The organism is Streptomyces sp. CA-251247 (genome assembly GCF_050952975.1).
GTDB classification, from domain to species: domain Bacteria; phylum Actinomycetota; class Actinomycetes; order Streptomycetales; family Streptomycetaceae; genus Streptomyces; species Streptomyces achmelvichensis.
Genome location: NZ_CP191861.1, coordinates 3593334 through 3608022, shown reverse-complemented (window position 1 = coordinate 3608022; position 14689 = coordinate 3593334). Strand labels below are relative to the sequence as shown.

The 14689-nt window shown below is 70.9% G+C and carries 10 protein-coding genes; 8 read left to right on the top strand and 2 right to left on the bottom strand.

All coding sequences use genetic code 11. The features are described from left to right. Positions 1 to 44: 44 nt before the first annotated feature. Positions 45 to 2987 carry an AfsR/SARP family transcriptional regulator gene (locus ACQPWZ_RS15715; protein WP_433571653.1) on the bottom strand — a complete coding sequence of 981 codons (2943 nt, stop codon included), beginning with the start codon at positions 2985 to 2987 and terminating at the stop codon, positions 45 to 47. Between the two features lie 192 nt (positions 2988 to 3179). Continuing rightward, entirely contained in the window at positions 3180 to 4013 is an 834-nt protein-coding gene (locus tag ACQPWZ_RS15710) for a polysaccharide deacetylase family protein (protein WP_433571652.1), read from the bottom strand. Positions 4014 to 4250: 237 nt separating this feature from the next. On the opposite strand from ACQPWZ_RS15710, the gene ACQPWZ_RS15705 reads away from it, so the two are divergent. The 8 genes from ACQPWZ_RS15705 (at position 4251) to ACQPWZ_RS15670 (ending at position 14611) form a co-directional block, all read left to right on the top strand. Continuing rightward, positions 4251 to 5471 (top strand): amidohydrolase family protein, encoded by a 1221-nt coding sequence (locus ACQPWZ_RS15705; protein ID WP_433571651.1) that lies wholly within the window; start codon positions 4251 to 4253, stop codon positions 5469 to 5471. A 123-nt stretch (positions 5472 to 5594) separates the two neighbouring features. After that, positions 5595 to 6236 carry a pentapeptide repeat-containing protein gene (locus ACQPWZ_RS15700; RefSeq protein WP_433571650.1) on the top strand — a complete coding sequence of 214 codons (642 nt, stop codon included), beginning with the start codon at positions 5595 to 5597 and terminating at the stop codon, positions 6234 to 6236. 106 nt (positions 6237 to 6342) lie between these two features. Further along, complete coding sequence (locus tag ACQPWZ_RS15695) at positions 6343 to 7296, top strand: LLM class F420-dependent oxidoreductase (protein WP_433571649.1); 954 nt, start codon at positions 6343 to 6345, stop codon at positions 7294 to 7296. A 31-nt stretch (positions 7297 to 7327) separates the two neighbouring features. Further along, entirely contained in the window at positions 7328 to 8089 is a 762-nt protein-coding gene (locus ACQPWZ_RS15690) for an SDR family NAD(P)-dependent oxidoreductase (protein WP_356703867.1), read from the top strand. A 94-nt stretch (positions 8090 to 8183) separates the two neighbouring features. Continuing rightward, positions 8184 to 9308, top strand: a complete 1125-nt coding sequence (locus tag ACQPWZ_RS15685) for an LLM class flavin-dependent oxidoreductase (protein ID WP_356703866.1) — start codon at positions 8184 to 8186, stop codon at positions 9306 to 9308. A gap of 338 nt (positions 9309 to 9646) precedes the next feature. Continuing rightward, positions 9647 to 11386: an N-acyl-D-amino-acid deacylase family protein gene (locus ACQPWZ_RS15680; RefSeq protein ID WP_340473685.1), complete on the top strand. Its 1740-nt coding sequence runs from the start codon at positions 9647 to 9649 to the stop codon at positions 11384 to 11386. Then, on the top strand, positions 11383 to 12834 hold the full coding sequence (locus ACQPWZ_RS15675; protein ID WP_433571648.1) for an aldehyde dehydrogenase family protein: 1452 nt from the start codon (positions 11383 to 11385) through the stop codon (positions 12832 to 12834). The genes ACQPWZ_RS15680 and ACQPWZ_RS15675 overlap by 4 nt, the downstream gene beginning before the upstream one ends. Before the next feature lie 217 nt (positions 12835 to 13051). Next, positions 13052 to 14611, top strand: a complete 1560-nt coding sequence (locus tag ACQPWZ_RS15670) for an APC family permease (RefSeq protein ID WP_433571647.1) — start codon at positions 13052 to 13054, stop codon at positions 14609 to 14611. The last annotated feature ends 78 nt before the right edge of the window (positions 14612 to 14689 follow it).

Genomic DNA, 14689 nt, shown 5'->3' with positions numbered 1-14689 from the left:
TCGGACGAGCATAAACATTCGATGAACGTCCTGGCAGCGTGCTGTCACGCCGCACTGAGCGGGGACAGCAGCCCCCGTATCTCCTCGGCCTCCGCCGCACCCGTCTGCTCGTGCAGCGTCAGTGCCTCGCGCCAGCAGGCCCGGGCCCGGTCCGCCTGGCCCAGCGCGGACAGCGCCCGCCCCAGCGTGATCAGGACGTTCGCCCGGGTGCGGTCGCCGCCGATGCAGCCGATCGCGAGTGCCTGCTCGGCGTGCTGCGCCGCCCGCGCCGGACGCCGGGCGGACAGATGGGCCTGGGCGATCCGGAAGTAGGTCGTCCCCTCCCACAGCCGCTGCCGGTTCGCCTCGAACCGCTCCAGCGCCTCCAGGAGCTGCTCCAGCGCGTCCGCGTGCCGGCCGGCCTCGGTGAGCGCGACCCCCAGCGCGTAGCGGGCGTTGGCCAGGCGCAGCGTGTGCCCTATGTGGTCGTAGATCTCCACGCCCTGCTCCGCCAGGGAGATGGCCTGCGAGACCCGGCCCATGGAGAGCTGGATACGGGAGAGGTTGCACAGGGCACTCGCCTCGCCCGGGCGGTTGCCGTCGGCGCGGGAGCCCTCCCGCGCCCGGCGCAGATGCTCCTCGGCCTCGGCGTACCGGCCCTGGTTGAAGGCGATGATGCCCCGGTCGTTGTCGGACCAGTAGACGGGCGCGGGGTCGTCGGCGGCCCGGGCGAGCGCGGCGGCCTGCTCGGACTCCTCGTCCGCGGCCTCGTAACGCCCCGCCACCAGATGCACATTGGTCATCGACGTCCGGGCACGCGCCTCGGCCCGTACGTCCCCCGACGCGCGGGCCGCGTCGCGCACGGCCACGGCGGCGGCCTCGTACAGCTTGGAGTTGGCACCGGACTCCGCGAGGTTCTGCGCCGCCCACAGCAGATCGGCGGCCAGGCGCAGCCGTACGCCCCCGGAGGCCTGACGCGCGCTCGCGAGCAGGCTGTTGGCCTCGGCGTACAGCCAGTCCTGGGCGTCGTGCCGGTCGGCGAAGTCGAGTCCGCCGTGGGTGGTGGGCCCGACGTGGTGGACCAGCCGGTCGCCGGGACGCTCGATCCCGAACACCCGGGCCGCCGTCGCCAGATAGAAGTCGAGCAGCTTCGTCAGCGCCGCCTCGGCGTCCGCCGGCTGTTCGTCCCGCTCGGAGCACGCACGCGCGTAGAGCCGGACGAGGTCGTGGTAGCGGTACCGTCCCGGAGCCGCGGACTCCAGCAGTGAGGTGTCCACCAGCGCTTCCAGCAGGTCCTCGGTCTCCTGGAGGGGCAGTGAGAGCACCGCGGCCGCCGCGCAGAGCGAGATGTCCGGGCCGTCGGCGAGCCCGAGCAGCCGGAACGCGCGGGCCTGGGCCGGCTCCAGCTGTCCGTAGCCCAGCTCGAAGGTGGCCTTCACGGCCAGGTCACCGGCCTGGAGTTCGTCGAGGCGGCGCCGTTCGTCGGCCAGCTTCGCCGCGAGGACGGACACCGTCCAGGTGCGGCGGGCCGCCAGCCGCGAGGCTGCGATACGGATCGCGAGCGGCAGGAAACCGCAGGCCGCGACCACGTCGAGGGCGGCCTCCCGCTCGGAGGTGACCCGCTCGTCGCCGACGATCCGGGTGAACAGCTGGAGTGCTTCCTCGGGCGACATCACATCGAGGTCGACGAGATGCGCGCCCGCGAGGTCGACCATCCGGACCCGGCTGGTGACCAGGGCGGCGCAGCCCGCGGTGCCGGGCAGCAGCGGACGGATCTGGGCAGCGTCGCGGGCGTTGTCCAGGAGGACGAGGATGCGGCGGCCGGCCAGGGTGGAGCGGTACAGCGCCGCGCGTTCGTCCAGCGAGTCCGGGATCGCCGGGTCCGGGGTGCCGAGGGCCCGCAGGAACGCGCCCAGTACGGCGTCCGGTTCGGCCGCGCGACTGCCTGTGCCTTGCAGGTCGACGTAGAGCTGGCCGTCCGGGAAGTGCGGGCGGGACTCGTGGGCGACATGGACCGCGAGCGTCGTCTTTCCGACGCCGCCGATGCCCGCGAGCGCCGACACCGCCATGACCGAGCCCTCGGCGGTGGCGAGCCGGTCGCCGAGCTCCCTGACGAAGGCGGCCCGCCCGGTGAAATCGGGTACGGTCGCGGGCAGTTGGGCCGGAAGAGTCACTTGCGGTGCCGGTTCCTGCTCCTCGCTGGGCCGGGCCAGTTCGGCGTCGGCCTGGAGGATGCGCTGCTGGAGCCGGGAGAGTTCTGGCCGCGGATCGACGCCCAGTTCCTCGGCGAGCAGCCGGCGGGTGTCCGCGTACACGGCCAGTGCCTCGGCCTGCCGTCCGCTGCGGTACAGCGCCAGCATCAGCAGCTCGCGCAGCCGCTCCCGCAGCGGGTGGGCCGCGGTGAGCGCCGTCAGCTCCGAGACCGCCTCGGCATGACTGCCCACCTCCAGGTCCAGGTCGAGCCGGGCCTCCAGCAGTTGGAGGCGCCATTCCTCCAGGCGGGCGCGCTGGTTCTCGGCGTACGGCCCCGGCACGTTGGCCAGGGGCTCGCCGTCCCACAGTCCGAGGGACTTGTTGATCAGCATCCGGGCCTGGCAGCGGTCGCCGGCGGCACGCGCCTTCTCCGCCTCGGCGGACAGTTCCTGGGCCACGGAGAGGTCGAGGGCCTCGGGCCGGATCCGTATGGCATAGCCGCCGGACTCGCTGACGAGCGCGTTGGCGCTGAGGATCTTGCGCAGCCGGGAGGCGTACGTGCGGACGGCGGCGAGCGCCTGTGAGGGCGGGTCCTCGCCCCACATGCCGTCGATGAGTTCGGCGGCGGTCGCGGTGCGTCCGTCGCGCAGCAAAAGGGCGGCCAGCAGGGCGCGTTGCTGGGGTGAGCCGGACGGCAGAGCCTCGCCGCCGCGCCAGGCCCGCACCGGTCCGAGCACACTGAAGCGCAGGTCGACGACGCCGCTGGACGCCGGTAGACGTTGCTCCGGTACGCGTGCCCCGCGGTCACGGTCCATAGCTGCCCCCTGCCCCCGAACTGCCGGATCGCCCTCGACAGTCTGCCTTGTGCATGGCGGCCGCGTCAGCAGCGGGGCGTCTACTCCTCGCCCCTCCCCATGCCCGGCTTCACGCTAACCTCTCCCGGCGATCTTCCTCACGGCCTTCTCACTGCCTCCCCGAGGTCTCTCCCGTGCCTCTCCAGATCCTCTTCACGGCCGGTACACCGCACCCGGCTCGGCCTTTGCCGGTGCAAGGAGCTCCGGCACGGTGACGAAGGTGTAGCCGCGCTTCTTCAGTTCGTCGATGATCCCGGGGACCGCGGGCACCGTCCCGTCGTAGATGTCGTGCAGCAGGATGATGCCGTCGCGTCCGGCCTGGTCGAGTATCCGGCTCTTGATCAGCTCGGAGTCGGTCGTCGAGTAGTCCTTGGCGGTGGCGCTCCACAGGATCTGGGCGAGCCCGAGCTCCTTGCTGACCTCGGTGACGTCGTCGTTCGTGCGTCCCTGGGGCGGGCGCATCAGAGTGGGTTTCTTGCCCGTGATCTTTGCTATGGCGTCCTGCGTACGCGAGAGCTCCTCGCGTATCTCCTCCCGGCCGAGCTGATCGAGCCGCTGGTGCGACCAGGTGTGGTTGGCCACCTCGTGACCCTCGTCGGACAGTCGGCGCACCAGGTCCGGACGGGGGACGACATGGTTCTTGCCGAGCAGGAAGAACGTCGCGTGAACGTTCTTCTCCCGCAGGATGTCGAGCAGTTGGGCCGTGTACTTGCCGGGGCCGGCGTCGAAGGTCAGGGCGATGCACTTCGCGGTGGCGCAGTCCGTACGGGCGGGTGCTTTGCGCCCCTTGCCCGCCCCTCCGGCCGGTGCTCCGGCTGTCTGTCCGGCAGCGTCGGGCTCGGCGTCGGAGGCCGCACGGGCGCGGGCGTCGGCCGGTGACTGCGCATCCACGGTGCACCCCTCGAGACCCAGCGCGAGGGCTGCGACGGCTGCGACGACGGCCGCGGCGACCGCGGTGAGCTTGGACTTCTTCATGTTCTCGGGCATGGCGAACAACCCCATCGACGGGAGGCGGGCACACGGGACGAGCACTGCGCCGCGGGTCGGCGGCGGGCGCCATCGCACTATACATACGGTGTATACGCCGTGTGTATAGTGGCCTCACGAGGTCCACGCGGGGCCGGGAAGGGCTGGAGAGGGGGTGCGAGGTGCGGTGTCCCGCCGGGTGGTTCCGCGGTGCACGGATAGCTGACGAACCGTCAGATCGGCGCTACGGTAAGACGCATGGAGACCTTCCCGAAGATCATCTCGGTGGACGACCACACGGTGGAGCCGCCCAACGTCTGGCGGGACCGGCTCCCGTCGAAGTACCAGGACATCGGCCCCCGCGTCGTCCGGGCGCCCCTGAAGGAAATGACCTTCATGGGAGGCAAGTTCGCCCCGGTCATGGGCGCGAAGGGTGATGACGGCCCCATCGGCGACTGGTGGGTCTACGAGGACCTTCACCGCCCGCTGACCCGGCTCGACACCGCCGTCGGCTACGACCGCGACGAGATCAAGCTGGAGGTCATCACCTTCGAGCAGATGCGCCCGGGCTCCTTCAGCGTCCCGGAACGGCTCGCGGACATGGACGTCAACCACGTCCAGTCGGCGCTCTGCTTCCCGACCTTCCCCCGCTTCTGCGGCCAGACCTTCACCGAGGCGAAGGACCGCGAACTGGGCCTGCTCGGAGTGCGGGCCTACAACGACTGGATGGTGGAGGAGTGGTGCGGCCCCGAGGCGCGGGGCCGGCTCATCCCGCTGACCCTCATCCCGCTCTGGGACGCGGAACTCGCAGCCGACGAGGTCCGCCGCAACGCCGCCCGCGGGGTGCGCGCGGTCGCGTTCTCCGAGATACCCCCCTACCTCGGTCTGCCGTCCGTCCACTCGGACGACTGGGACCCGCTGCTGCGGGCGTGCGACGAGACGGGGACGGTGATCGCCATGCACATCGGCTCGTCCTCGAAGATGCCCTCGACCTCGGCGGACGCCCCGCCGGCCGTCGGCTCGACGATCACCTTCGCCAACTGCTGCTTCTCGATGGTCGACTGGCTGATGAGCGGCAAGTTCGAGCGCTTCCCCAGCCTCAAGATCATGTACGCGGAGGGCCAGATCGGCTGGATGCCGTACATCCTGGAGCGCGCGGACGTGGTCTGGGAGGAGAACCGCGGCTGGGGCGGCGTCGCCGACAAGGTGCTGCGACCGCCGTCGGAGCTGTTCGCCGAGCATGTCTACGGCTGCTTCTTCGACGACGCCTTCGGCCTGAAGAACCTGGACGCGATCGGTGTCGGCAACGTCCTCTACGAGACGGACTACCCGCACTCGGACTCGACCTGGCCGAAGTCCCGCGAGGTCGGCGAGTCCCAGATGGGCCATCTGCCGCCGGACGTGGTGGACCGCATCGTGCGGGGCAATGCGATCGAGCTGCTGGGCCTGACGGCGGAAGGCCTGTGGGCGGGGCCGTGACGCCGTGGCGGGGTCCCGCCGCCGGGGCGCACGGGCGCGGCGCCCTCCGGCCGGGGCCCATGCCGGCCGGTCCGCCGTGCCGCGAGCGGGCCGCTGTCGGTGGCGGGGTGTTCAATCGGAGGCATGTCCCCCAGGCGTGAGCGTGACCCGAGCGACCCCTCTTCCGGCCGTCCTCCGGTCCCGGACGGGAAAACCGTCGTCCGGGACGAGGACTGGTACGGCCGAGACCTGTCCGGCGAGCGCCGCACCGGCCACACGTTCTACGACACCGACTGGACCGAGGTGGAGAACGACGGCGGGATCTTCGACGAGTGCACCTTCTCCGGGGTGAAGTTCAACGCCTCGCGGCACACCAACGCGGCCTTCACCAACTGCACCTTCAAGCGGTGCTCCTTCTTCGACACCCGCTTCGAGCAGTGCAAGGCCGTCGGCAGCGTCTTCCAGCAGTGCACGTTCAACATCCTTCAGGTCCGCGGCGGGGACTGGTCCTTCGTCGCACTGCCCGGCGCCGATCTGCGCAGCGCCCTCTTCGAAGGCGTCCGGATGCGGGAGGCCGATCTCACGGGCGTCCGGCTGGAGGGCGCGACCGTGACCGGTGTCGATCTCTCCGGCTCCCTGCTGCACGGCGCGAAGCTGTCCGGTGCCGATCTGCGCGCCAGCGACCTGTCCGCGCTGGACCCCCTCACCGTGGAGCCCGCCGGGGCGAAGATCGACCTGGAGCAGGCCGCGGTCGTCGCCGCCGCGCTGGGGTTCGATGTGACCTGACCCGCTCCCTCCCCTTGTCTGACGCGCCATGAGATACCACGATGGGTCCGGCACTCGTAATTGACGGATCGTCAGATCGGGTCGGCGTCGAGGCGGAGGAAGCGGCATGGCGCATGTGCAGGTACTGCCCGAAGGGCGGTTGTCGTACGGGATGCAGCTCCCGGTCCAGTCGCAGAGCACCATCTACGCGGAGTCGTGGGAGGCCGTGGCGGGCGCGGAGGATCTCGCCGAGATAGCGAGGACCGCGGACAGGACCGGCTTCGCGTACATCGCGAGCTGCGACCATGTCGCGATCCCGCGCAGGCTCGCCGACGCCATGTCCACCGTCTGGTACGACCCGGTGGCCACGCTCGCCTTCCTCGCCGGCATCACCGAACGGGTCCTGCTGCTCAGCCATGTCGCCGTCGTCGGACTGCGGCACCCGCTGGTGAGCGCCAAGCAGTACGCGACCCTGGACCATCTCTCCGGCGGGCGGCTCGTCCTCGGGGTCGGGGCCGGGCATGTGCAGGAGGAGTTCGACGCGCTCGGCGCCGACTTCGCCGGGCGCGGGCCGGTCCTCGACGAGACGATCGACGCGCTGCGGGCCGCGCTCGGGCCGGAGGAGTACCCCGAGTTCGCGGGGGAGCGGTTCTCCTTCTCCGGGCTCGGCCAGCGGCCCCGGCCCGTCCAGCCGCGGATCCCCGTCTGGGTGGGCGGTTCCTCGCCGGCGGCCGTGCGCCGGGCGGCTCTGCGCGGCGACGGCTGGTTGCCCCAGGGTGATCCGCGCGGAAAGCTGCCCGGCCAGATAGCCCGGCTGCGGCAGCTGCGGGAGGAGGCCGGGATCGACGACCCCATCGAGATCGGCGCCATCACCGAGCCCCTGTACGTGGGGGAGCCGGACTGGGAGAGCGGCCGGCGGACCCTGACCGGGAAGCCCGATGCCATCGCCGAATCGCTGCGCGCGTACGCGGCCATGGGGGTGCGGCAGATCCAGGTGCGCTTCCGTAGCCGCAGCCGCGACGAACTGACCGACCAGATGGCGGCGTTCGCCTCCGACGTCGCCCCGCACCTCAACAGCTGAGACCGCTTGTGACGGCTCGAGGGAGTAACCCATGGGAAAGCTCGACGGACGCGTCGTCCTCATCACGGGCGCGGCGCGCGGACAGGGTGAGCAGGAGGCGCGGCTGTTCGCGGCCGAGGGCGCCAAGGTGGTCCTCGCCGACGTGCTCGACGACCAGGGCGAGGCGCTCGCCAAGGAACTGGGCGAGGAGGCGGCCGCGTACGTGCATCTCGATGTCAGTCAGGAGGACGGCTGGACCGCGGCGGTCGCCGCGGCCAAGGGTGCGTTCGGCAGGATCGACGGACTGGTCAACAACGCGGGAATCCTGCGCTTCAACGAGCTGGTGAGCACGCCCCTGGAGGAGTTCCAGCAGGTCCTCCAGGTCAACCAGGTGGGGGTGTTCCTGGGGATCAAGACGGTCGCGCCCGAGATCGAGGCCGCGGGCGGCGGCACGATCGTCAACACCGCCTCGTACGCGGGCCTGACCGGGATGACCTACATCGGCGCCTACGCGGCGAGCAAGCACGCGATCGTCGGCCTCACCCGGGTCGCCGCCCTGGAACTCGCGGCGAAGAGGATCCGGGTCAACGCCGTGTGCCCGGGGGCGGTGGACACCCCGATGAGCAATCCGGAGGGCACGGACCCGGGGGCGCTGGACCAGCTCTACCGGAAGCTGGTGCCGCTGGGGCGGGTGGGGCGGCCGGACGAGGTGGCGCGCCTCGCCCTGTTCCTGTCCTGCGAGGACTCCTCGTACATCACCGGACAGCCGTTCGTGATCGACGGCGGCTGGCTGGCCGGAGTCAGCGTTCTCTGAGGCTCCGTCAGCTATTGACGCTTGGAGCACGCGGTGGAACAGTCGACCCATTCGATCTGACGGTCCGTCAGAAACAGAGGGACGGTGAACCCCCTTGGAATTCGGGCTCTTTGTACAGGGATATGTCGGCAAGCGCGCCGAGACCGACCCGCTCGCCGAGCACAAGGCGCTGATGGAGGAGACCGAGTACGTCATCCAGGCGGACAGGAGCGGGTTCAAGTACGCCTGGGCCTCCGAGCACCACTTCCTGGAGGAGTACTCGCACCTCTCGGCCAACGACGTCTACCTCGGCTACCTCGCGCACGCGACGGACCGCATCCATCTGGGCTCGGGCATCTTCAACCCGCTGGCGCCCGTCAACCACCCCGTGAAGGTCGCCGAGAAGGTCGCCATGCTCGACCATCTCTCCGAGGGCCGCTTCGAGTTCGGCACCGGCCGCGGCGCGGGAAGCCACGAGATCCTCGGGTTCATGCCGGGCATCACCGACATGAACCACACCAAGGAGATCTGGGAAGAGACCATCGCGGAGTTCCCCAAGATGTGGCTCCAGGACGAGTACGTCGGCTTCCAGGGCAAGCACTGGTCCCTGCCTCCGCGGAAGATACTGCCGAAGCCGTACGGCACGTCCCACCCGGCCATGTGGTACGCCGCCGGCTCCCCGTCCTCGTACGCGATGGCCGGCAAGAAGGGGCTCGGCGTCCTCGGCTTCAGCGTGCAGAAGGTCTCCGACATGGAGTGGGTCGTCGAGTCGTACAAGACGGCCGTCAAGGAGGCCGTCGCGATCGGCGACTTCGTCAACGACAACGTCATGGTGACGTCCACCGCCATCTGCGCGGAGACACACGAGAAGGCGGTCGAGATCGCCGTCGGCGGCGGGCTCAACTACCTCCAGTCGCTGCTGTTCCGCTACCACGACACCTTCCCCCGGCCCGAGGGCATCCCCGAATGGCCCGAGCTGCTGCCCGAGTACAGCGCGGAGATCATCGAGCTGCTCATCGCCGAGGAACTGATGATCTGCGGTGACCCGGGCGAGGTGCTCCAGCAGTGCAAGCGCTGGGAGCAGGCCGGGGCGGACCAGCTGTCGTTCGGACTGCCCATCGGGATCTCCTACGAGGACACGATGAACACGATCAAGCTGATCGGTGAGCATGTGATCCCGCAGATCGACACGGATCCGGTCCACCGGACCACGCGCTTCCGCGGCACCGCGGGAGCATGACCGGTTTCGGCGCGGGCACTTCGCCCGCGCCGGAGGGGGCAGCGGCTTCCCGGCCCGCAGCCTCGGATCAGGGCCCGGCCCGGGTGGTGCGGCAGCGGCCTGCCGCACCGGCCGGGCCGAGGCCCGCGCCCCGGCAGTTCTGCCCTGGGCGCCGGGCTCCTGAGGGCCCGCCCCCTGACGTCCGGCGCCACGTCCGGCCGGCCCCTGAGCCGACCCCGGACGCCGGCGCTCTCCTCGACCTCCCCGTACGCACGGTGCCTCCGCCGGCCCGCACACGGTGGCGCCCGGCTCACCAAGCCGCCCCGGCCCACGCCCACGGCTCACAGAGAGGAACTCCCATGCTCGACCACCTCATCCGATCGGCGACCGTCGTGGACGGGACCGGCGCTCCCGCGTTCGTCGCCGACGTCGGCGTACGGGACGGCCGCATCGCCGTCATCGCCGCGCCCGGCACCGTCGAGGAGGAGGCCAGGACGAGTGAGGACGCCACCGGCCTGATCCTCACCCCCGGGTTCGTCGACCCGCACACGCACTACGACGCCCAGCTGTTCTGGGACCCGTACGCCACTCCCTCCATGAACCACGGCGTCACCACCGTCGCCGGCGGCAACTGTGGCTTCACCCTCGCGCCGCTGAACCCCGAACGCCCCGAGGACGCCGACTACACCCGCCGGATGATGTCCAAGGTCGAAGGCATGTCGCTGGTCGCCCTGGAGGAGGGCGCGCCCTGGAACTGGCACACCTTCGGCGAGTATCTGGACGCCCTGGAGGGCAGGACGGCCGTCAACGCCGGGTTCATGGTGGGCCACTGCGCCCTGCGCCGCCATGTGATGGGCCCCGACGCGGTCGGCGGCACGCCCACCCCCGAGCAACTGGAGCAGATGCTCGCCCTCTTCCACGACGCGATGGACGCCGGCGCCTGGGGCCTGTCCACCACCCAGTCCTCCACGCACTCCGACGGCGACGGCAAACCGGTCGCCTCCCGGCACGCCGAGCCCGCCGAACTCCTCGCGCTCTCCCGCGCGGTCGCCGACCACGAGGGCACCCAGCTGGAGGCGATCGTCGCCGGCTGCCTCGACCAGTTCAGCGACGAGGAGATCGACCTCTTCGTGCAGATGTCCGCCGCCGCCGGACGCCCGCTGAACTGGAACGTGCTCACCATCGACGCGTCCGTGCCCGAACGCGTACCGCGCCAGCTGATGGCGAGTGAGCGCGCCCGCCGGTCCGGCGGCCGCATCGTCGCGCTGACCATGCCGATCCTCACCCCCATGAACATGTCGCTCGGCACGTTCTGCGCGCTCAACCTCATCCCCGGCTGGGGCGAGATCCTGGCCCTCCCGGTCCCGGAGCGGATCGAAAAGCTCCGCGACCCCGCCGTACGCGAGGAGATGCTGCGCCGCGCCGACTCCAAGGAGGCCGGCGTCTTCCGCCGGCTCGCCAACTTCGGCCGCTACGTCATCGGCGACACCTACGCCAAGGAGAACGACGGCCTCAGCGGCCGCGTGGTCAACGACATCGCCGCCGAACGCGGCCAGGACCCCTTCACCTGTCTGGTCGAGATCTGCGCCAACGACGAACTGCGCACCGTCCTGTGGCCGATGCCCACCGACAACGACCCCGCGTCCTGGGAGCTGCGCCGGCAGACCTGGGCGCACGAGGACGTCATGCTCGGCGGCTCCGACGCGGGCGCCCACCTGGACCGGATGTGCGGCGCGCCCTACACCACCCGCTTCCTCGGCGACTGTCTGCGCGGCCGCAAGCTGCTGGCGCTGGAGGAGGCCGTGAAGATGCTGACCGACGACCCGGCGCAGCTCTTCGGTCTGCGCGAGCGGGGCCGCATCCACGAGGGCTGGCACGCGGACCTGGTGCTGTTCGACCCGGACCGGATCGAGGCCGGCCCGGCGACCCTGGTGCACGACCTGCCCGGCGACAGCCCGCGGCTGGACGCCCGGGCCATCGGCATCGTCTCGGTGCGCGTGAACGGCGTCGAGACGATCCGGGAGGACCGGGTCACCGGCGCGGTCCCGGGCACGATCCTGCGCTCGGGCCGCGACACGAAGACCGTGAGCACCCGGTGAACCAGCGGCTGTTCATCGGCGGCGAGTGGGTCGAGCCCGACGACGGGTACTACGAGGTCGTCGACCCGGCGACCGAGGAGACCGTCGGCCTCGCTCCCGAGGCGAGCCGTGAGCAGGTGTACGCCGCGGCCGCCGCGGCCCGCGAGGCCTTCGCCGGCTGGTCGCGCACGAAGCCCGAGGAACGCGCCCGCATCCTGGACGCGGCCGCCGACGTCATCCAGCGCGAGGCGGAGCCGTACGCCGAACTCGCCCGCGCGGAGAGCGGGGCGACCACCGCCACCGCGCGCGGGATGCAGGTCGCGGTCGGTGCGGCCCGCTTCCGGCGCTATGCGCGGGGCGCCCTCGAACCCGTCGAGCAGGCGCTGCCCCCGCAGATCAACGCGGCGGGCCCGATGGGGCGGGCCGGAGTGTTCGGCGCGCTCGCGGTGCGCCGCCCGGTCGGCGTCGTCACCTGCATCACCTCGTACAACAACCCCTGGGCCAACCCCGCGGGCAAGGTCGCGCCCGCGCTCGCCATGGGCAACACGGTCGTCGTGAAGCCCGCCCCGCAGGACCCGCTGTCCGTGTACCGGATGGCCGAGGCGCTGGCGGAGGCGGGTGTACCGCCGGGCGTGGTGAACGTGGTGACCGGTTCCGCGCCCGCCGCCGGCGAGGCGGCCGTCGACTCGGGGGACGTCGACATGGTCAGTTTCACCGGGTCGACGGAGGTCGGGCAGCGCATCGCCGAGGTCTGCGGCCGCGGGATGAAGCGCCAGCTGATGGAGCTCGGCGGCAAGGGCGCGGCCCTCGTCTTCGACGACGCCGACCTCGACTCGGCCGTCCAGGGCATCGCGACGACGTTCTCCTTCTACAGCGGCCAGATCTGCACGGCCCCGACCCGGGTGATCGCGCAGCGAGGGATCCACGACCGGCTGGTCGAGAAGCTCGCGGCCTACGCCGGGCACCTGAAGACCGGGGATCCGGCCGAGCGGGGAACGGTGGTCGGACCGGTGATCTCCGCCGCGCACCGCGACCGGGTGGAGTCCTACATCGAACTGGGCCGCAAGGAAGGCGCCCGGCTGGTCGCGGGCGGCGAGCGTCCGGAGCTCGGCAAGGGCTTCTATGTCGCGCCCACGCTCTTCGCGGACTGCACATCCGGGATGCGCATTGTGCGGGAGGAGATCTTCGGCCCGGTGGTGGTCGTCGTCCCCTTCGACACGGAGGAGGAGGGCATCGCGCTCGCCAACGACAGCGACTACGGCCTGATCGACTACGTGTGGTCGGGCGACGTCGCGCGGGCCTTCCGGATCGCGGGCGAGCTGCGGGCGGGCGGGGTGGGTGTGAACACCATCGGCCGGAACATGGAGGCCCCGTTCGGCGGATTCAAGCGCAGCGGGGTCGGCCGGGACGTGGGGTCCTACGCACTGCATGCGTACAGCGAGGTGCAGGCCGTCGTCTGGCCGGGCTGAAAAGAGCGCGGGAAAATTTGGAAACCGGTCAAAACGGACACCGCTGCGGTTCTCGCATTCCGGAAGGATGCCCTTGCGGCCTGCGGGGGACAGGGTGTAGGTCGGTAACGTCCTGCAATCCAGTGACCATTTCCCGCGCTGGACCATGGAATGAAAGGAGCGGTGTCCGGATCTCGCACCTCCGGATATGGAAACCGCAGCCTTTAACGTCCTGTTCATGACTCAGCTGGATGCGCGGCCCCAGGCCGGAGACACGGTACGGGGCGCCTCCGACGGGGGCGTACGCACCAAGGGACTCGGCGGCAACTCCGTCGGACTGATGGGCAGCGCCGTCATCGGCGTCTCGACCGTCGCCCCCGTCTACTGTCTGACCTCCACCCTCGGCTCCACGGCCGGCGAGGTCGGGCTGCAGATGCCCGCGGTGTTCCTGGCGGGATTCCTGCCGATGCTGCTGGTCGCCTTCGCCTACCGCGAGCTGAACCGGGTGATGCCCGACTGCGGCACGTCCTTCACCTGGACCGTGAAGGCCTTCGGGCCGCGCCTCGGCTGGATGTGCGGCTGGGGCCTGGTGATCGCGACGATCATCGTGCTCTCGAACCTGGCGGGCGTGGCCACCTCGTACTTCTGGCTCCTCGCGGGCGAGATCACCGGCAGCGAGTCGGTGGCGGCGCTCGACGACAGCAAGCCCGTGCACATCCTCACCTGCCTCGTCCTCATCGCGATCGCCACGGCGATCAGCTACCGCGGGATGACCGCGACCAAGGGCGTGCAGTACGCGCTCGTGGGCCTGCAACTGCTCGTGCTGGCCGTCTTCGTCGCGATGGCCTTCCAGAAGGCCGGCAGTGGCGAGTTCTCGACAGGTCTCGACTTCTCCTTCTCCTGGCTGAACCCGTTCGCCGTGCAGTCCTTCGCCGCCTTCACCGCCGGACTGTCCCTCTCGATCTTCATGTACTGGGGCTGGGACGCCTGCCTGACCGCCAACGAGGAGACCACCGGCAGCGACAGGACCCCCGGCCGCGCCGCCCTCATCGCGATGGTCGTCCTGGTCGGCTCCTACCTCGCCACCGGCGTCGCCGCCCAGATGGCCGTCGGCTCCGGCGACAAGGGCCTCGGCCTCGCCAACCCCGAGACCTCCGACAACGTCTTCGCCGCGCTCGCCGGCCCGGTCATGGGCCCCGGTCTCGGCATCCTGCTCTTCCTCGCGGTCCTCGCGTCGGCGGCGGCCAGCCTCCAGACGACGTTCATCCCCGTCGCCCGCACGGTGCTCGCCATGTCCGCGTACGAGGCCCTGCCGCCGTCGTACGCCCGCGTCCACCCGCGCTTCAAGACCCCGGGCCGCGCGACCGTGGTGGCGGGTGTCGCCACCGGCGTCTTCTACACGGTGATGACCCTGGTCAGTGAGCACGTCCTGGTCGACACCATCTACGCCCTCGGCCTCATGATCTGCTTCTACTACGCCCTCACGGCCTTCGCCTGCGCCTGGTACTTCCGTCGCGAACTCCTGCACTCCGGGCGGGACTTCGTTTTCAAGGGCCTGTTCCCGCTGCTGGGCGGTGTCCTGCTGGCCGCGGTGTTCGGCAAGACGCTCTACGACATGTGGGACCCGGCGTACGGCAGCGGCTCCGCGGTCTTCGGCGTCGGCTCGGTCTTCGTGATCGGCGTCGGGCTGCTGCTGCTCGGCGTGGTGCTGATGCTGGTGATGCAGCGCCGCAGCCCGGCGTTCTTCCGCGGCGAGGTGCTGACGAAGGACACGCCGTCGCTGGTGACGGCGGACTGACCGGACGGGCTGACAGGACGGGCTGACAGGACGGGCTGACCCGGCCCGGGCGGACGGGCTGCCGCGGTCCCGGGGGGT